General features: G+C 65.8%; 12 protein-coding genes. 7 read left to right on the top strand and 5 right to left on the bottom strand.

Features of this window, described 5'->3' with window-relative positions; genetic code table 11:
* Window positions 1–8: 8 nt before the first annotated feature.
* Window positions 9–1,865: an excinuclease ABC subunit UvrC gene (gene uvrC, locus ACOGI4_RS07750; protein ID WP_419841106.1), complete on the bottom strand. Its 1,857-nt coding sequence runs from the start codon at window positions 1,863–1,865 to the stop codon at window positions 9–11.
* A 160-nt stretch (window positions 1,866–2,025) separates the two neighbouring features.
* On the opposite strand from uvrC, the gene ACOGI4_RS07745 reads away from it, so the two are divergent.
* Genes ACOGI4_RS07745 through ACOGI4_RS07725 form a run of 5 tightly spaced genes read left to right on the top strand, consistent with a single transcriptional unit; the run spans window position 2,026 to window position 7,569 of the window.
* Window positions 2,026–2,364 carry an STAS domain-containing protein gene (locus ACOGI4_RS07745; RefSeq protein WP_419841105.1) on the top strand — a complete coding sequence of 113 codons (339 nt, stop codon included), beginning with the start codon at window positions 2,026–2,028 and terminating at the stop codon, window positions 2,362–2,364.
* A gap of 5 nt (window positions 2,365–2,369) precedes the next feature.
* Complete coding sequence (locus ACOGI4_RS07740) at window positions 2,370–3,545, top strand: PP2C family protein-serine/threonine phosphatase (protein WP_419841104.1); 1,176 nt, start codon at window positions 2,370–2,372, stop codon at window positions 3,543–3,545.
* 34 nt (window positions 3,546–3,579) lie between these two features.
* Window positions 3,580–4,008 carry an ATP-binding protein gene (locus ACOGI4_RS07735; RefSeq protein ID WP_419841103.1) on the top strand — a complete coding sequence of 143 codons (429 nt, stop codon included), beginning with the start codon at window positions 3,580–3,582 and terminating at the stop codon, window positions 4,006–4,008.
* Window positions 4,009–4,018: 10 nt separating this feature from the next.
* The gene (locus tag ACOGI4_RS07730) at window positions 4,019–5,323 is read left to right on the top strand and encodes an ABC transporter substrate-binding protein (protein WP_419841102.1); all 1,305 of its coding nucleotides are present in this window, start codon (window positions 4,019–4,021) and stop codon (window positions 5,321–5,323) included.
* Window positions 5,320–7,569, top strand: coding sequence for a sensor histidine kinase (locus ACOGI4_RS07725; RefSeq protein ID WP_419841101.1), 2,250 nt, complete (start codon window positions 5,320–5,322; stop codon window positions 7,567–7,569). Before ACOGI4_RS07730 ends, ACOGI4_RS07725 begins: the two co-directional genes overlap by 4 nt.
* Window positions 7,570–7,597: 28 nt before the next feature.
* On the opposite strand, the gene uvrA is transcribed toward ACOGI4_RS07725, so the two are convergent.
* Window positions 7,598–10,480, bottom strand: coding sequence for an excinuclease ABC subunit UvrA (gene uvrA, locus ACOGI4_RS07720; RefSeq protein WP_419841100.1), 2,883 nt, complete (start codon window positions 10,478–10,480; stop codon window positions 7,598–7,600).
* Window positions 10,481–10,771: 291 nt separating this feature from the next.
* Between uvrA and ACOGI4_RS07715 the strand changes: the two genes are divergently transcribed.
* Window positions 10,772–11,866 (top strand): S-(hydroxymethyl)mycothiol dehydrogenase, encoded by a 1,095-nt coding sequence (locus ACOGI4_RS07715; RefSeq protein ID WP_419841099.1) that lies wholly within the window; start codon window positions 10,772–10,774, stop codon window positions 11,864–11,866.
* Between the two features lie 57 nt (window positions 11,867–11,923).
* On the opposite strand, the gene ACOGI4_RS07710 is transcribed toward ACOGI4_RS07715, so the two are convergent.
* From ACOGI4_RS07710 to uvrB, 3 genes are all read right to left on the bottom strand, one after another.
* Entirely contained in the window at window positions 11,924–12,847 is a 924-nt protein-coding gene (locus ACOGI4_RS07710; protein ID WP_419841098.1) for a DNA-processing protein DprA, read from the bottom strand.
* A gap of 62 nt (window positions 12,848–12,909) precedes the next feature.
* Entirely contained in the window at window positions 12,910–14,982 is a 2,073-nt protein-coding gene (locus ACOGI4_RS07705; RefSeq protein ID WP_419841097.1) for a RecQ family ATP-dependent DNA helicase, read from the bottom strand.
* Window positions 14,983–14,991: 9 nt separating this feature from the next.
* The gene (gene uvrB, locus ACOGI4_RS07700) at window positions 14,992–17,109 is read right to left on the bottom strand and encodes an excinuclease ABC subunit UvrB (RefSeq protein WP_419841096.1); all 2,118 of its coding nucleotides are present in this window, start codon (window positions 17,107–17,109) and stop codon (window positions 14,992–14,994) included.
* A 223-nt stretch (window positions 17,110–17,332) separates the two neighbouring features.
* Between uvrB and ACOGI4_RS07695 the strand changes: the two genes are divergently transcribed.
* Complete coding sequence (locus ACOGI4_RS07695) at window positions 17,333–17,854, top strand: hypothetical protein (RefSeq protein WP_419841095.1); 522 nt, start codon at window positions 17,333–17,335, stop codon at window positions 17,852–17,854.
* Window positions 17,855–17,858 lie beyond the last annotated feature (4 nt).

Below are 17,858 nucleotides of genomic sequence, written 5' to 3'. Positions count from 1 at the left end.
GCGGAGGCTCAGCCGGGATGAGTTGCTGCATGCACAGCCCTCGCCACGGCGTCAGGAAGCCAGCTCAGCGCCTGCAAGTCCTCCAGCGACGCCGACTTCACTGCACCGACGCCGCCGAGCTCGCTCACCAGGCGCGCTCGCCGCTTGTCGCCGAGCCCTGCGATGCCGTCGAGCACTCCCCGCTTCATGGCCTTGCCGCGCAGCTTTCGGTGGTACGACACCGCGAAACGGTGACTCTCGTCGCGCACGCGCTGCAGCAGGTAGAGCGCCTCGGACTGACGGGCTATGCGCACCGCCTCCGCACGACCCGGCACGAAGACCTCCTCGAACTGCTTGGCCAAGGCACACACCGGTATCTGCTCTCGAAGGCCGAGCGCGTCGAGAACTTCCGCCGCCACGCCCAGCTGCCCTTTGCCGCCGTCCACCACCAGCAGCGAAGGCGGATGGGCGAACCGACCCTGCTGCGAGGCAGGCAGCTCACGCTCGGCCAAGTAGTTCCGCAGCCGGCGATGCAGCACCTCGCTCATGGCTGCGTAGTCGTCGTTGCCTTCGACGCTGCGCACCTTGAAGTGGCGGTACTCGCTGCGCCGAGGCAGTCCGTCTTCGAGCACCACCATGGAACCGACGTAGTCGGTTCCCTGCAGGTGGCTCATGTCGTAGCACTCGATGCGCAGCGGCGGCCCAGGCAGCTCCAAGTGGTCGGCCAGTTCGTTCAGCGCACGCGCCCGGCTGTTGTGGTCGCTGCCGCGACGCAGCCGATGACGCGCCAGGGACTCACGCGCGTTGTGGCTTGCCGTGTCCATCAGCGCTCGCTTGTCGCCTCGCTGCGGCACGCGCAGCCTCACACGGGAGCCGCGCCCGCGGCTCAGCCATTGCTCGTAGAGCGCTGCATCGCCAGGCAGCTCCGGCACCAGCACGGCCTTGGGCCAGCCCAGCGGATTCTCCTCGTGGTAGAGCCCCGACAGCACGCGCGAGACCAGTTGAGGACCGTCGAGCGGCTCCACCTTGTCCATCACGTAGCCGCGCTGGCCCATGACCCGGCCCTTGCGCACGAAGAACAGCTGGACGGCGGCTTCCAGCTCGTCGTCGCCGATGCCGATGACGTCGAAGTCCTCGTCGCGGGTCCCGGCAAGCTGCTGCTTCTCGATCGCGCGCCGAACGCTGGCCAGACGGTCTCGCAGCCGAGCAGCCAGCTCGAACTCGAGCTCGACGGAGGCGTCGGCCATGCGCTGTTCGAGATCTCCCACGACAGCGTCGGTGTCGCCTTCGAGGAACCGCACCAGCTCGCGCACGAGTCGGTCGTAGTCGTCGCGACCGATCTCGCCCACGCACGGCGCTGCGCACTGCTCGATGTGGTACAGCAGGCACGGCCGGCCGAGCCGCTGATGCGTCTTCATCTTGGTGTCGCTGCAGGTGCGGATCGGAAAGGTCCGCAGCAGCAAGTCGAGCGTCTCCCGGATGGCATAGGCGTGGCCGTACGGCCCGAAGTAGCGGTTGCCGCGCTTGCGCCGTCCGCGCATCACCATGGCACGAGGCCATTCGTCCAGCAGCGTCACGGCCAGGAACGGATACGACTTGTCGTCGCGCAGCCTGACGTTGAACCGCGGCTGGTGCCGCTGGATGAGGCTGTACTCGAGCATGAGCGCCTCGACCTCGGTCGACACCTCGATCCACTCCACGGACGCGGCGGCGGCCATCATCTGCGCGGTTCGGTCGTGCAGACCCGCTGGGTCGCCGAAGTAGCTGTTGAGGCGCGAACGGAGGCTCTTCGCCTTGCCCACGTAGATGATTCGTCCGTCCGCGTCCAGGAACTGATAGCTCCCGGGCGCATCCGGCACTGATCCCGCCGTGGGACGCAGGCTCACAGGGGCAGGCTAAGGCAATGCCGCTTGACTGTCCGGGTGCAACGGTGGGGTGCAGCTGCCGGTTGCTGCGGGCGAGTGCGCATGGCGAGGCCGTGTAGTAGGTTGCGCCGGCGGGACACCCCGTCTCGAGTCAGACGAGCTGCGCAGGAGGCTGCACACTATGGAACTCGCACAGGAGCGGGACGCTGGCACCAACGTGATCAGTCCCGCCGGCCGCGTGGACGGATCCAACTCCGCCGAATTCCATGAGGGGCTCGTCGCGGCCATCGCTGACGACGATGAGCGTGTCATCCTCGACTTGGGCGGCATCGACTACATCAGCAGCGCGGGCCTGCGGGTGCTGCTGCTGCTCGCGCAGAGCCTCGGCGGCCAATCGACGCCCTTCGCCGTCTGCTCCCTCGCCGCCTCGGTCGACGAAGTGTTCCGCATCAGCGGCTTCAATCAGATCATCTCGGTGTACGGGACGCTGGACGAAGCGAAGGCGCAGCTGGCGAACTAGGGCCGATGCCACAGCCTTGGCGTATCCTCGTCGTCGACGACGAGCCCGATCTGGAACCGCTGGTCCTGCAGCGCATGCGCAGGCAGATCCGCAGCGGGAAATACGACTTCCAGTTCGCAGCAAACGGCTTGGAGGCTCTGGAGAAGCTGCGGGCCGACGACACCATCGACTTGGTGCTGTCGGACATCAACATGCCGCAGATGGACGGGCTGACGCTGCTCTCTCAGCTCGGCTCGCTCAACCAGGACCTGCGGGCCGTGATCATCTCGGCCTACGGTGACATGGGCAACATCCGCACGGCCATGAACCGTGGGGCATTCGACTTCGTCACCAAGCCGGTCGACTTCGACGACCTGCAGATCACGATCGAGCGCACGGTCGAGCATCTCCGACAGTGGCGGGAAGCCACGGCGTCGCGCGACAAGCTGGTCACGCTCCAAAACGAGCTGGACATCGCCTCCAACGTGCAGCAGTCGATCCTGCCCGACGACTTTCCGGCGACCCAGACCTACGGCATCGACGCCAACATGGTCCCGGCGCGCAATGTAGGCGGAGACTTCTACGACTACGTGGCTGCGGCGGGCGACAAGGTGTTCGCGACCGTGGCCGACGTGTCCGACAAGGGCATCCCGGCAGCGCTGTTCATGATGTCCAGCAGAACGGCGCTGAAGGGCGCCGCCATCGGCACCGGCTCGCCGCGAGAAGCGTTGATCGAGGCAAACCGGGTGTTGCAGGCGGACAATCCCACGCTCATGTTCGTCACCGTCGTGATGGCGCTCTACGAGCCCCGCACCGGCGAGCTGGTCTACGCCAGTGCCGGGCACGACCCGCCGGTGATCGTGCGTGCCGACGGCAGCGCCGAGCGGATGTCGGCCACCGGCGGCATGGCCTTGGGCATCGCGCCCGAGGCCGTGTTCGCGTCGAATCTGGCGGAGCAGCGCCTGACACTCGCGCCCGGCGAGACCCTCGTGCTCTACACCGACGGCGTCAGCGAAGCGATGAACGTGGAGCAGGAGGAGTTCGGCACCGACCGTCTCCTGCAGCTCTTCGCGGACCGCCCGCCGCGCAGCGCCGAGGAAGCCATGCACGCGATCTTCGACGCGGTCTCGGCATTCGCCGGCGAAGCACCGGCATCGGACGACATCACCTGCTTGGCGCTGCACAGGAACATGAGCCCGTGAGGGCGGTGTCCGCGCCTGCGGCGGAACAGTACACATGCGCCGTTCGCTGACCATCACTCCGGTACCGGGAGCGGCGGCCGCTGACGCGTTGCCGCGCATCGTGGCGTTCGTCGAGGAGATGGCCGAGCTGGACGACTGGGCCCCGGATCTGGTCCTGAAGTCCAACCTCATTCTCGAGGAGCTGATCCTCAACACCCTCACGCACGGGCGCACCAGCGGGCTCAGCGACATCGAGATCACCTTGGAGAGCGGGGAGCACTCGGTGCAGATCACCGTCGTCGACGACGGCGCCGCCTTCGACCCGCTGAACGGCAAGCCGCCTCCCGATACCGACGTACCGCTGCAGGAGCGAGCAATCGGCGGCTTGGGCCTGCACCTCGTGCGCTCGATGGCCGAAGACCTCGCCTACCGGCACGCCGACGGCAAGAACCATCTGACGCTGGTCGCACGGGCTGGCGCCTGACAGCACGCAGATGCGACTGCGCCTGCTCTCACGACGGCGCGCAGCCGCGCCGGCGCTTGCCCTTGCTCTCGCCGCCGCAGCCGTCATCGGTGCTTGCAGCGACCCCGGCGCCGGCTCGGCGGTTGCGACCACGACGCTCGCTGCACCGCCCAGCACCGAACCGGCGCCCAAGGCAACAAGCGGCAAGATCGGCGTCTACCCCGACCGCATCGTGTTCGGGCAGTCCGCCGCGTTGAGCGGCCCCGCAGCAGAACTCGGCATCGGCATGCGCCTCGGGATTCTGGCCGCCTTCGAAGCAGTCAACCGATCAGGTGGAGTGAACGGCCGCCTGTTGGAGCTGAGATCGCTCGACGACCGGTACGAGCCCGAAGCCGCCATCGCGAACACCTCCTCGCTGATCGGCAGCGAGGAGGTGTTCGCGCTGATCGGCGCTGTGGGCACGCCGACTTCCCGTTCGGCCACCCCGCTCGCTGCGGCGGCCGGCATTCCCTACGTCGCGCCGTTCACCGGCGCCGGGTTCCTGCGCAACGACGAGTGGACCAACATCGTCAACCTGCGCGCCTCCTATGCCCAGGAGACCGAGCAGATGGTGGCGCGCCTGACGACGGATTTGGGCATCGAGCGCATCGCTGTCCTCTTTCAGGACGACTCCTTCGGCCGCGCCGGCTACTTCGGCGCGCTCGCCGCACTCGAGCGGCGCGACATGGAACCGGTGGCGATCGGCTTCTACCCTCGCAACACCACGGCCATCAAGGCAGCGCTGCTGGACCTGAAGGCGGGCGACCCGCAAGCCGTCATCATGGTCGGCGCCTATGAGCCGGTGGGCACGCTGATCTCGTGGTCACGCAACACCGGCTTCGACCCGGTGTTCATCACCTTGTCGTTCGTGGGCGCGAATGCGCTGGCAAGCCAGCTCGGCGCAGTCGGCGAGGGCGTGCTGGTCACACAGGTCGTGCCCTTCCCGTTCGACGACTCCGCACCGATCGTCGCGGCCTACCAAGCCGCCCTGCGTGAGTTGGCATCACGCCATGACGACTTCGAGCACGTTGGTCCAGATCCGGCGCCGGGATTCGTCTCGCTGGAGGGCTACCTCGCGGGCAGGCTCGCCGTCGCCGGCTTGGAACGATGCGGCACCACGGTGTCACGTCAGTGCTTCTTGGACGCACTGTTGGGGGCAGAGGAGATCGACCTCGACGGCTTCACGCTGAAGTTCGGGAACGACGACAACCAAGGCTCCGATGCCGTGTTCCTCACCCGGATCGGCGCCGACAGCGCCTACCGCCCACTCGACACGCTGACGGCGCCTCGCCCATGACCGAGTCCATCACCCAGTCCATGACCGAGTCCGCATCCGCTCCCCGCGAGCCAGCGAGCGACACCGGGGACGAAGCCGCCGACGAAGCACACCGGCGTCGCAAGCCGGCGCTGCACTTGCGCATCTCGACGCAGATGTACGCCGGCCTCACCGTGCCGCTGATGCTGACGCTGGCGGCGAGCCTCATCGCGTGGATCTCGTTTGCGAGGGTGGGCGAAGCCGAGGAGGAAGTCACCCAAGGCGCCATACCCGAACTCAACGCCGCACTGGGCGCTGCCGAGGCGAGCAACCGGATGGTGGCGGCCGGGCCCCGCTTGACGTCGTCGTCATCGCAGGACTATGCAGACGTCATCACCGGGATCGCACTGGCCCGCCGGGAATTCGAGACGCAGCTCGCGCAGTTGTGGGATCAGGGCACCGACTCCCTGCGACTCGGACTGATGCGCAGCGACGCCTCCCAGCTCGACGCGAACATCGCGGCGATCGTGGACGAGATGCCCGAGTACTTCGCCCTGCGCCGTCAAGCAGACGAGCTGCGCAGCGAGTCCGGCACCGTGCTCGAGGACTTGGTGCATCAGATCGTCCCGGCACTCGACGACCAGCTCTTCTTCCTCGTCGAGGGACGACGACACCTGTGGACCCCTGCGGCGCCCGAGCGCATTCATCGGTCCGACTCCGAGGTGCTGGCCTACCGCCGCTGGTCGGCGCTGAGCGGCGACGTGTCGCAAGCCGAGGCATTGCTGGCGGGCGCATTCAGCGCATCGGAATCTGCGCTGATCGAGCCGCTGCGGGAGAGCTTCGAATCAGCGAGGGACCGCATCGAGATCAATGTTGCTGCACTGGACGAGATCGCTCGCGACACGCTGCGGCCGAAGGTGCAGCGCCTGATCGCGCTCGGCATCGGCAGCGACAGCGTCTTCGACGTCATGTTCCGCCGCCTCCAGATCGAGGAGAACCAGCGCGACCTGCTTGCCCAGAACCAAGAGCTGGGCGTTGCATTGGTGAGCGAGATCGAATCGCTCGTCGAGGCGGTGCAGTCCAACGTGGACGCCGCCACCGCAGCCTCGGCGCAGGCGGTCAGCACCGGCCGTGCCCTGCTCATCGCCATCAGCGTGGTGGGCGTCGTGGGCGCGCTGTTGTTCAGCTGGCTGTTTGTGGGGCGGCGCATCCTGCGCCGCGTGGCCCAGCTCTCCGGCCGCATGCGCACGCTGGCCGACGGCGACCTGGAGTCTCCGGTCGACACCAGAGGCCGCGACGAAGTTGCCGAGATGGCGGATGCCTTGGAGCACTTTCGCAAGGCGGCGCTCGAGGTGCAGCGGCTCAACTTGGTCGAACAGCTCGCCGGGCAGCTCAGCGAACGCAACGAGCAGCTGTCGCAGACGCTCGCCGATCTGGACCGAGCGCAGGATCAGATCGTGGCGAACGAGAAGCTGGCAGCCCTCGGCGAGGTGACGGCCGGCGTGGCCCACGAGATCAGGAACCCGCTGAACTTCGTGAAGAACTTCGCCGAGTCGTCCGACGAGCTGCTCGCCGAACTGCTGGAGGCCATTGCGGATCCGGTGCCGCCCGACGATCACGCCGACTACATCGCCGAGATCACCGGCGACCTCAAGGAGAACCTGACCCGCATCCGCAGCCATGGCGACCGAGCCAACCGCATCGTGGAGAGCATGCTGATGATGGGCCGCGGCGGCGGCGAGTCACGGCCGGTGGAGATCAACGCCCTGCTCGAAGAGCACGCGATGCTCTCCTACCACAGCGCACGGGCGCAGGACCCCGACTTCAACGTGACCATCAAGCGGGATTTCGATCCCGAGTTGGGTGAGCTGGAGGTCATCCCGCAAGACATCGGTCGGGTCTTTCTCAACTTGGTCGCCAACGCCGGCTATGCGGCGAACCAGCGGTGGCACCAACTCGGCGGCGAGCCGGGGAAGATTGCCTCGGTCGCCGACGGCGACGACTCGCCCTACTTCCCGACCATCTGGATCGGCACTCGGCGCACCGAGACGTCTGCGGTGATCACCGTACGTGACAACGGCATCGGCATTCCGCCGGACGTGGTTCAACGGGTCTTCGAGCCGTTCTTCACCACCAAGCCCACCAACGAGGGCACCGGCCTCGGCTTGGCGATGTCGAACGACATCGTGCGGGGTCACGGCGGCCAGATCTCGGTGCGAAGCGAGGTGGGCGAGTACACCGAGTTCACCGTGGAGCTGCCGCTGGTGTCCTCGCCAGAATCGGGATAGGCCCCCGGACTCGCAGCCCGGCGTTCGTTCAGCCGACTGCGCCGAGCAGCGGCGCCAAGTAGCGTCCGGTGTGCGATTCGGCCATCGCCGCGACCTGCTCCGGCGTGCCTGCGGCCACCACGTCGCCGCCGCCGATGCCTCCCTCGGGTCCCATGTCGATGATCCAGTCGGCGGTCTTGATGACATCGAGATTGTGCTCGATCACCACCACGGTGTTGCCGCCGGCGACCAGTCGGTCGAGCACTCCGAGCAGCCGTCGAATGTCCTCGAAGTGCAGACCGGTGGTGGGCTCGTCGAGGATGTAGATGGTGTGTCCGGTGGACCGCTTCGACAGCTCACTGGCCAGCTTGACCCGCTGCGCCTCGCCGCCGGACAGCGTCGTGGCGGGCTGTCCCAGACGGATGTAGCCCAGACCCACGTCGACGATGGTCTGCATGTGCCGCCGAATCGGCGGCTGTGCCGAGAAGAACTCGAGCGCGTCCTCGCAGGGCATGTTCAGCACGTCGGCAATGGTCATGCCCTTGAATCGGATGTCGAGCGTCTCGCGGTTGTAGCGGGTACCCGCGCACACCTCGCAGGGCACGTACACGTCTGGCAGGAAGTGCATCTCGATCTTGAGCGTCCCGTCGCCTGAGCAGGCTTCGCAGCGGCCGCCCTTGACGTTGAAGCTGAACCGGCCTGGCAGATAGCCCCGCACCTTGGCCTCGTTGGTGGCCGCGTAGAGCTTGCGGACGTGGTCGAAGACGCCGGTGTAGGTAGCCGGGTTGGATCGTGGCGTGCGTCCGATGGGCGACTGGTCGATGTCGATGACCTTGTCGAGCGCCTCGACGCCCTCGACTCTCGTGTGCAGGCCCGGCACCTGCTTGGAGGAGTAGATGCGCTGCATCAGCGCCTTGTACAGGATCTCGTTCACCAGCGTGCTCTTGCCCGAGCCCGAAACGCCCGTCACGCACACGAAGCAGCCCAGCGGGAACTCCACGTCGATCTTGCGCAGGTTGTGCTCGCGTGCGCCTTTCACCACGAGGCGCTGGTCGCTGCGAGGCCTGCGCTGCGACGGGATCGGGATGGTCCGCACTCCGGAGAGGTAGTCGCCGGTCAGCGAATCGGGCGCAGCAGCCAGCCCCTCGGTCGGGCCGCTGTAGACGATCCGGCCGCCGTGCTCGCCTGCGCGCGGCCCGATGTCGACCACCCAGTCCGCTACCGAGATCGTCTCCAGATCGTGCTCCACGACCAGCACGGTGTTGCCGAGATCGCGCAGATGCAGCAGCGTGTCGATCAGGCGGCGGTTGTCACGCTGGTGCAGGCCGATGGACGGCTCGTCGAGCACGTACAACACACCTTCGAGCCCGCTGCCGATCTGGCTCGCCAGCCGGATGCGCTGCGCCTCGCCGCCCGCCAGCGTCGCAGCCGAGCGGTTCAGCGTCAGATAGTCCAAGCCGACGTCGAGCAGAAAGTTCAGCCGTGCGTCGATCTCCTTGATGATCGGCGCTGCGATGATGCGCTGTCGCTCGCTCAGTTCCAAGCCGTCGATGATCTTGGCTGCCTCGCCGATCGAGGCTGAGCAGAGCTCGAAGAGGTTGCGGCCTGCCACCCGCACGGCCAGCGACACCTCGTTCAGCCGTGCGCCGTGGCACGTCCCGCACGGCACCTCCCGCATGTAGCCCTCGATGCGGTGGCGCGACCAGTCGCTCTCGGTGTCGCCGTGGCGTCGACGAAGAAAGCCGATGACGCCCTCGTAGTGCGTGGTGTAGCTGCGCGATCGGCCGTAGCGATTGCGGTAGCGCACAGTGATCGGCTCGTCTGGCGGGGCGCCGTCGAGGAGCAGCGTGCGCTGGCCCGGCTCGAGTTCGGCCCACGGCACGTCGAGCGGGATGTCGTACTGCTCGCCGACCGCCTCCAGCAGGCGGGCGAACCACCTGCCGCTCGCGCCTGCCCAGGGGGCGAGCGCGCCGCCGGCCACCGACAGCTCGGTGTTCGGCACGACCAGCTCGGGATCGACTTCGAATCGGGTCCCGAGCCCGTCGCAGGTCTGGCAGGCGCCGTAGGGAGAATTGAACGAGAAATTTCGCGGCGCCAGCTCCTCGAAGGAACGTCCGGTGCTCGGTGAGTACAGATGCTGGCTGAACGTCAGCATCTCGGGCGAGTCGTCGGGGGCGTCGTTCGTGCCGCGGTCGTTCCTGTCGCGGCGGACCAAGTGGATCCACACGTGCCCGTCTGCGAGGCCCAGCGCGGTCTCCACCGATTCGGTCAGGCGCTGTTCCACGGCGCCCCGCATCACCAGCCGGTCGACGATGACTTCGATGTCGTGGTTGACGTAGCGGTCGAGCCGGTCGATCTCATCGGTGCTGCCGAGTTCGATGACTTCACCGTCCACACGCACTCGCGCGTAGCCCTGCCGGGCGAAGTCGCCGAGCTGCGTGTGGTAGTCGCCCTTGCGACCACGCACGACCGGTGCCAGCACCTCGAATCGGGACTCCGCCGGCAGCTCCATGATCCGGTCCACGATCTGCTGGGCCGTCTGCCGTTCGACCACGTCGCCGGTCTCCGGGTCGTGCTGAATGCCGATGCGGGCGTACAGCAGCCGCAGGTAGTCGTACACCTCGGTGATCGTGCCGACGGTGGAACGCGGATTGCGGCTGGCGCTCTTCTGATCGATGGAGATCGCCGGCGAGAGGCCTTCGAGGAAATCCACATCGGGCTTGTCCATCTGCCCGAGGAACTGGCGCGCGTAGGCCGAGAGCGACTCGACGTAGCGTCGCTGCCCCTCGGCGTAGATGGTGTCGAACGCCAGCGACGACTTGCCGCTGCCGGACAGTCCGGTGAACACGATTATGCGATTGCGGGGTAACTCGACGTTCACGTCGCGCAGGTTGTGTTCGCGCGCACCGCGCACGATCAGCTGATCACCCATGCATCGTCACCTGCGCCTGGTCACCCATGCCGCAATCTGCATCGCCGGTCGCGCACCCGCCCATTCGGGCGAAGCCTAGCTGCCGCCATGCCGGTGCTCGCTGTGACGAACGCATGTATGCACCATGCATATCCGGGCGGAGCGTGGGCAGAGGCCTCCGTGCTCAAACAGTTGCGCCGCATGTGTTGGAGCTGTGGGTGCTTGGCGGCGCAAAACTGCGCGCGGAGGCCTCTGCCCACGCTCCGCCCTCGTCGCTCACGGCACTCATGGGCCGGAACTAATGTGGCGTGCATGCCACATGCTGTACGAGGAGTCGTCGCTGCAGCGGCAGGCGAGCCGGTCACCGTCACCGAAGTCGTGGTCCCCGACCCGGGCCCGGGCGAGGTCGTCGTGGACGTCCAGGCCTGCGGCGTCTGCCACACGGACTTGCACTATCGCGAGGGGGCCATCAACGACGAGTTCCCGTTCCTGCTCGGCCATGAAGCTGCCGGACTCGTCTCGCAGGTCGGCGAAGGCGTCACCAACGTCGCGCTCGGCGACTTCGTGATTCTGAACTGGCGGGCCGTGTGCGGCAACTGCCGGTCATGCGAACGCGGGCGCCCGTGGTACTGCTTCGCCACGCACAACGCCTCGCAGAAGATGACGCTCCAGGACGGCACCGAGCTGTCTGCGGCACTGGGCATCGGGGCCTTCGCGGAGAAGACGCTGGTGGCAGCAGGCCAGGCCACCAAGGTGGACCCCGCAACTGCACCCCAAGTAGCGGGACTGATCGGCTGCGGCGTGATGGCCGGGCTGGGCGCCGCACTGAACACCGGCGGTGTCGGACGCGGCGACAGCGTTGCCGTGTTCGGCTGCGGCGGTGTGGGCGACGCCGCCATCTGCGGTGCTCACTTGGCTGGCGCCCACACGATCATCGGCATCGACATCGACGCCCGCAAGCTCGCATGGGCCCGCGAGTTCGGCGCCACCCACACCGTCGACTCGACGGGCATGAGCACCGAGGAGGTGGTCGAGGCCGTCCGCGCCCTGACCGACGGCCACGGCGTGGACGTGGCGATCGAGGCCGTCGGCCTGCCTGCGACCTACGAGCAGGCCTTCTACGCCCGCGACCTCGCTGGGACGGTAGTGCTCGTCGGTGTGCCCAACCCGACCATGCAGATCGAACTGCCGATGATCGAGGTGTTCGGGCGAGGCGGATCGCTCAAGAGCTCGTGGTACGGTGACTGCCTGCCGAGCCGCGACTTCCCGATGCTGATCGACCTGCACTTGCAGGATCGCCTGCCGTTGGACAAGTTCGTCAGCGAGACGATCGAGTTGTCAGACGTCGAGGCTGCATTCGACAAGATGGAACGGGGAGAAGTCCTGCGCTCCGTCGTCGTGCTGTAGGCGCGCTCAACCTATCGAAATCGCGACCGACCGAGCGCGAGCAACGCTCGGTGATGTCTAAAGGTCCAGCTTTCCTTGCACCGGCTGGGGTCCAGCAGAGCCGGAATCTGATGCAGGTGCCTTGGGGTCGTTGCCACTCTCGTTGGGCGCAACTACGGCCGCCTCTAGATCGTCCATCGACGAGATCGCTTCGGCGCCTTGGTCGATGAGCTTCGCATTCCCTGGGCCTTCCCCTGCGCCGCGCCACACGCCCACGCGCCCTGACTTTTGCTTCAGAGCTTCGACGGCACCGGACCACGTTCCCCCTTTGCCGGTATCGCTCGCCACCACCAGAGTCATGAGGGAGAGCGCATAGATGAGCTTGTTTCTGCCCATGGCGCTCCCGACGCTGAAGCGCGCGTCGGGCCTGTAGGGAGTACACATGACGGCTCGCTCATCGTGAATCGCCCGGCGCACATCCGGTGTCTTGAGTCCGCGTATGAGCGAGTCGGCGAGGATTCCCACTGCGCAGCCGTCTGCTTCGATGGCGGCGCTCATGGCGATCTGGTCCACGCCTCGCGCACCTCCCGAGACCAGCACGTAGCCGAGTCGAGCTGCGCGCTCGGCTGCCGCTTTCGCTACTGCAGCACCCTCTTCGCTCACATTCCGGCTGCCGACAGCCCCCAGTCCGGGACGCCGGAGCAGGCTCAGATCGCCAGCGGCATGAAGCAGCGGCGGGGCCCGATGCCCGAGCTGCGTGACCAAGCGTTCCGGATACTCCTCGTCGAACGGCGTGAGCGTGTTGATGCCCGACTGCGCAAGCTTGTCGAGTTCGAAGGCCATCGCCGTGGCCCGATCAAGCAGGCGCACAACTCGTATAGCAAGCTCCGATTCAAGCCCGTGCTCCTGGGAGAGCTGGGTCTCGGTCCGCCCGAGCAACTCCTGCGGATGCTCAACTTGGTCGCGCAGCTTCCAGTACTCCGAGGCCTTGAGCGGCTGCACGCCCTCACTGCAAAGCGTGCTGACGAGCGAAATCGTTGCAAGAGAATTGTCGTTGGCCATTGCTACGACTTCCCCGCCGAATCAGCCAGCGCAAACGGATAGATGTGCGAGACACCAGCCGCTCGCAGCTTGTACCCGATGGCAGTCAGGGTCCAACGAGAGTCAACGATATCGTCGACCAGCAGCACCGGCCCACGCCGTACCGGGGGCAGCAAATTGAACACTCCCCGGACGTTTTCGTATTGATGGTGGCTGTTCTGCATGGTTTTCTGCGGCTCAGTGTCACGCACCTTCATCACGACCCTTACGCAACGCAGATCAAGCACGGCGGCCAAACGCTGGGCAAGATCTTCCACGAGCAAGGGGTCTCTCAGCGACGGCACGAACGTCACCCATTCAAGGGGTGGATCGGGATACCAGCGATTACGGATCAAATCAGCTGCAGCGGCAACCAGTTCATCGTCGAAGCGTCCGTGGTCCTGCTTGCCCGCACGGACCAGATTGCCCCACCCCCCATCTCCCCAAATCGCAAGCACTCTTCCGACTTCGAGCCGGCGGTCGGCTGCGATCTTCTTTCCATCAGGCAACTGCTTTCGAGGTTCAATCGCTTGCGCCGCTGCGCCAGAGCGCAAGAACTGGACTGCCCTTTCCTCATCTGTACGCGAGGGCACGACACTCAGCCAATCAAGATCGGCGGTGTTATCACAGATGCCACACGGCCTAGCAGTAGGATCGTCCAAGAACTCTCGCAAGAGCTGCATCCGGCAGTCACTTGTCCGAATGTACTGGCGCATCTGATGCTGTTCAGTACGTCTCAGGGCGGTAACCTGCTCAGTCCGGTTGTGATCGTAGGTCCACGGTTTGAGTGTGCGCTGCCACCCTGCGCCATCACCCTCCACGGCCCCTTCCACCTCCAGAGTCTTCAATAGCTTCTCGAGCTGTGTCGGCCGTATGTCGATGGCATCCATAATCTGCTTCATGGTTATGGGTCTCGCGTGCTTTTGCAACAAGCTCACGACCTGTGCAGCAGTGTCTCCGTCGGGGAACGCTGTACGGATGAAGTAATCTTGGATGCTGGCATCCTCCGCCCCAGCCAACAGGATCCCAAAGGACTCCTTGAGTGCCCTGCCTGCGCGGCCGACCTGCTGGTAGTAGGCAATTGGCGAACTCGGCGACTGGTAGTGGATGACGAACGCAAGGTCGGGTTTGTCAAATCCCATTCCCAGCGCCGTTGTCGCCACCACCACCTTGAGCCGGTTGTACAGCAGATCTTGTTCAATCTTGACCTTTTGGTCAGAATGAACATCACCGTAATACGCGACAGCGGAGATGCCATTGCTCTGAAGCCAATCAGCGACCCGTTCCGTGTCTGCCACCGTCAAACAGTAGACGATGCCTGTACCCGGCAGTTTCGGCACCTGTTCAGCCAGCCATGCTAGCCGAGTCGCTTGCTGAGGCATATCGATTGCAGCGAGACTGAGGCCGTCGCGTGCTAGCGGGCCTCTCATCGGTACGAGGCTGGAACCAAGTTGGGACGAAATATCGTCAACCACTCTATTGTTTGCCGTGGCTGTGCAGCAGAGCACCGGAACTCCCACGGGAAGCAGATCGAGTACCCGAACGATTCGCTGGTAGTCCGGTCGGAAGTCATGACCCCAGTCCGAGATGCAGTGCGCCTCGTCGATGACCAGCAATCCGCTTCGACGGCCAACTTGTGGCAAGACGTCGGAACGAAACTTCGCGTTGGCGAGACGTTCCGGCGAGATCAAGAGGAGATCGACTTTGTTCGCATCGAGTTGCGACTTAATCTCTTGCCACTCGGCAGTGTTCGCGCTGTTGATCGACACGGCGTGAACACCCATGCGCTGCGCTGCCTCGATCTGGTTGCGCATGAGCGCCAAGAGCGGCGACACCAGCAGCGTGGGCCCAGCGCCTCGATCTCGCAGCAATTTGGTTGCAATGAAGTAGACAGCGCTCTTGCCCCAGCCCGTACGCTGCACGAGGAGCATTCTTCTGCGATCTTCAACGAGACCGAGAATCGACCCAAGCTGATCATCGTCACGAAAATTGCTGCCTGCGTCACCGGTGAGGCGGCGGAGCAGGGCTACGGCCTCGGCAGCCGTTGAAAGGGACATACCCCGAGACTAGGTGTTGGCGTCGCGGAGGTCGCGGCGGAGTTCTCGGAGTTCGTCGCGCAGGCGGGCTGCGTACTCGAACTTCAGTTCGGCCGCGGCTTCGGCCATCTCCTCCTCTAGCGAAGCGATGAGACGTGTGAGGTCGTCGGCTGGCAGGTCGCCGTAGGCGGCCCGCACACGTTCCGCGCTCGCTCGGCCCGACACCAGCTTGTCCGGCACAGGCGCTGTCTCGGCAGGGCCTCGCAGCACTTCGAGGATGTCGGTAACGGCCTTGCGGATCGTCTGCGGGTCGATGCCGTGCTCGGCGTTGTAGGCCTGCTGCAGTCCGCGCCGGCGGTTGGTCTCCGACACGGCGCGACGCATCGAAGGCGTGAACTCGTCCGCATACATCACGACCTGGCCGTCCACATTGCGCGCGGCTCGGCCGATGGTCTGAATGAGCGACGTCTCGCTGCGCAGGAACCCCTCCTTGTCGGCATCCAGTATCGCCACGAGGCTGACTTCGGGCAGGTCGAGGCCCTCTCGCAGCAGGTTGATGCCCACCAGCACGTCGAAGTGGCCCAGCCGCAAGTCCCGGAGAATCTCGATCCGCTCGATGGTGTCGATATCGCTGTGGAGGTACCGAACACGCACGCCCAGTTCCAACAGGTAGTCGGTGAGGTCCTCGGCCATCTTCTTGGTGAGCGTGGTGACCAGCACTCGCTGGCCCGCAGCCGTGACTCGCTCAATCTCGCCCATCAGATTGTCGATCTGGCCAGTGGTCGGCCGCACCACGATCTCCGGGTCCACCAGCCCGGTGGGCCGCACGATCTGCTCCACGACCTGCGAACTCATGCGCAGCTCGTAGTCGCCCGGCGTGGCAGACAAGAAGACCACCTGGTTCAGCCGGTCCATCACCTCGTCGAAGCGCAACGGCCGGTTGTCCCGCGCCGAAGGCAGCCGGAATCCGTGCTCCACCAGCGTGTCCTTGCGCCGTCGGTCGCCGGCGAACTGGCCGTGCAGCTGCGGCACCGCGACGTGACTCTCGTCGATGACCAGCAGGTAGTCGTCTGGGAAGAAGTCCAGCAGGGTGTACGGCGGCTCGTCGTAGACCCGACCGTCGAGGTGCATTGAGTAGTTCTCGACGCCGTTGCAGTAGCCCAGCTCGGCCAGCATCTCGAGGTCGTACTCGGTGCGCATCCGCAGGCGCTGCGCTTCGAGCAGCTTCTTCTCCCGCTCGAAGTGCTGCAAGCGCTCGGTGAGCTCGGCCTCGATCTTGGCGATCGCCACCCGCAGCTTGTCCTCGCCGGTCACGTAGTGCGAGGCGGGGAAGACGGTGACCTCCTCCAGGTCGCCCAGCCGCTCACCGGTCAACGGATCTATGCGGCAGATGCGATCGATCTCGTCGCCGAACAGCTCCACTCGGACCAAGAACTCCTCGTAGGCGGGGTGAACTTCGAGCGTGTCGCCGCGCACCCGGAATCGACCCCGGACCAGGTTCATGTCATTGCGCTCGTACTGCATGTCCACCAGCCGGCGCAGCACCGCGCGCTGATTCACCGTGTCCCCCACCCGCAGGTACAGCATCTGGCGCAGGTACTCCTCGGGCGCGCCGAGGCCGTAGATCGCCGACACGGAAGCCACCACGATCACGTCGCGCCGCGTCAACAGCGCAGCAGTGGCCGAGTGCCGCAACCGGTCGATCTCGTCGTTGACGCTGGAGTCCTTCTCGATGTAGGTGTCCGAGGCCGGCATGTACGCCTCGGGCTGGTAGTAGTCGTAGTAGGAGACGAAGTACTCCACGCGATTGTCGGGAAAGAACTCGCGGAACTCGTTGGCGAGCTGTGCCGCGAGAGACTTGTTGGGCGCGAGCACCAGCGTCGGTCGCTGTACACGCTCGATAGTCCACGCCATGGTGGCGCTCTTGCCTGATCCCGTGATGCCCAGCAGCGTCTGAAATCGGTCGCCCCGCACGACCCCGTCCGCCAGCTGGACCACGGCGCGGGGCTGGTCGCCGGCCGGCTCGAAACCCGCGGTGACCCGAAACGGGTGAGCGGCAGTCGGCGTCGGCAGCCCCTCACACAGCGGCCGCGAGCTATGTCGGTACAGTGCATCGGGCTGTGGCGGCATCGTCGAAACCGTTGCCATGAGCGCGAGGCTAGAGCGGGGATGAGCTCCGGTTCGCAGAGCGCGTCATCGCCCGCCGCACGACGCTTCGACGGCAGACCTCCAAGCGACCCGCCGAAATGCGCTTCCCCGAGCGCGGCGAGCGTGGTTATCCTGCCGCGCTGACCGCCGACCTGACCAGACCCGAGCCCCTGACCAGACCCGGCCTGACCATACCTGAGCCCTTGACCAGAGCAGGCAGCCCATGAGCCGCGACGAACCAGACACGCCGGAGACCCAGGACGACGCGCTCGATGACGACATGCTTGACGCCGACCTGCTGGACGACGACATCGAGCCGAAACCCGAAGACCTCGAAGACGACGATCTCGACGACGCGGACCTCGACGACGAGCACTTGGAGACCGTCGGCCTCGACGACGAAGACGACGACCCAGACGACCCAGCGGCATCGCCCGACGACGACGCGCAGGTTCGAGAGGTGCCGGCCGGCGTGCGCCCGACCGACGACGAAGACGAAGAAGAGGACGACGAGTTCGAGGCAGACCTGGACGACATCCTCAAGGAGCGTCTGGCATCCCAAGACGAGGACGAAGACGACGAAGACGACGAAGTCGGCGTGGTCTCCAGTTCAGCCAGCGCGTCGAACCAAGAGGACGAGATTCTCTGCACGAGCTGCTTCACGCTCGTCAAGCCGTCCCAGTTCGACACCCGAATTCCCAACGAGCCCAGCTGTCCCAACTGCGGATTGCCGATTCCCGGCTGAAACG

The sequence above is a fragment of the Candidatus Poriferisodalis sp. genome, assembly GCF_965205175.1.
GTDB lineage: Bacteria > Actinomycetota > Acidimicrobiia > Acidimicrobiales > Poriferisodalaceae > Poriferisodalis.
The sequence above is the reverse complement of the archived record's forward strand: the minus strand, read 5'-3'. Positions and strand labels throughout refer to the sequence as shown.

What these genes read in the sequence shown, in the direction of transcription:
- uvrA (WP_419841100.1), bottom strand. Translation starts at nt 10,480, where the DNA reads ATGGGTGATCAGCTGATCGTGCGCGGTGCGCGCGAACACAACCTGCGC.
- ACOGI4_RS07695 (WP_419841095.1), top strand. Translation starts at nt 17,333, where the DNA reads ATGAGCCGCGACGAACCAGACACGCCGGAGACCCAGGACGACGCGCTC.
- ACOGI4_RS07735 (WP_419841103.1), top strand. Translation starts at nt 3,580, where the DNA reads ATGCGCCGTTCGCTGACCATCACTCCGGTACCGGGAGCGGCGGCCGCT.
- ACOGI4_RS07725 (WP_419841101.1), top strand. Translation starts at nt 5,320, where the DNA reads ATGACCGAGTCCATCACCCAGTCCATGACCGAGTCCGCATCCGCTCCC.
- ACOGI4_RS07730 (WP_419841102.1), top strand. Translation starts at nt 4,019, where the DNA reads ATGCGACTGCGCCTGCTCTCACGACGGCGCGCAGCCGCGCCGGCGCTT.
- ACOGI4_RS07740 (WP_419841104.1), top strand. Translation starts at nt 2,370, where the DNA reads ATGCCACAGCCTTGGCGTATCCTCGTCGTCGACGACGAGCCCGATCTG.
- ACOGI4_RS07745 (WP_419841105.1), top strand. Translation starts at nt 2,026, where the DNA reads ATGGAACTCGCACAGGAGCGGGACGCTGGCACCAACGTGATCAGTCCC.
- ACOGI4_RS07705 (WP_419841097.1), bottom strand. Translation starts at nt 14,982, where the DNA reads ATGTCCCTTTCAACGGCTGCCGAGGCCGTAGCCCTGCTCCGCCGCCTC.
- uvrB (WP_419841096.1), bottom strand. Translation starts at nt 17,109, where the DNA reads ATGGCAACGGTTTCGACGATGCCGCCACAGCCCGATGCACTGTACCGA.
- ACOGI4_RS07715 (WP_419841099.1), top strand. Translation starts at nt 10,772, where the DNA reads ATGCCACATGCTGTACGAGGAGTCGTCGCTGCAGCGGCAGGCGAGCCG.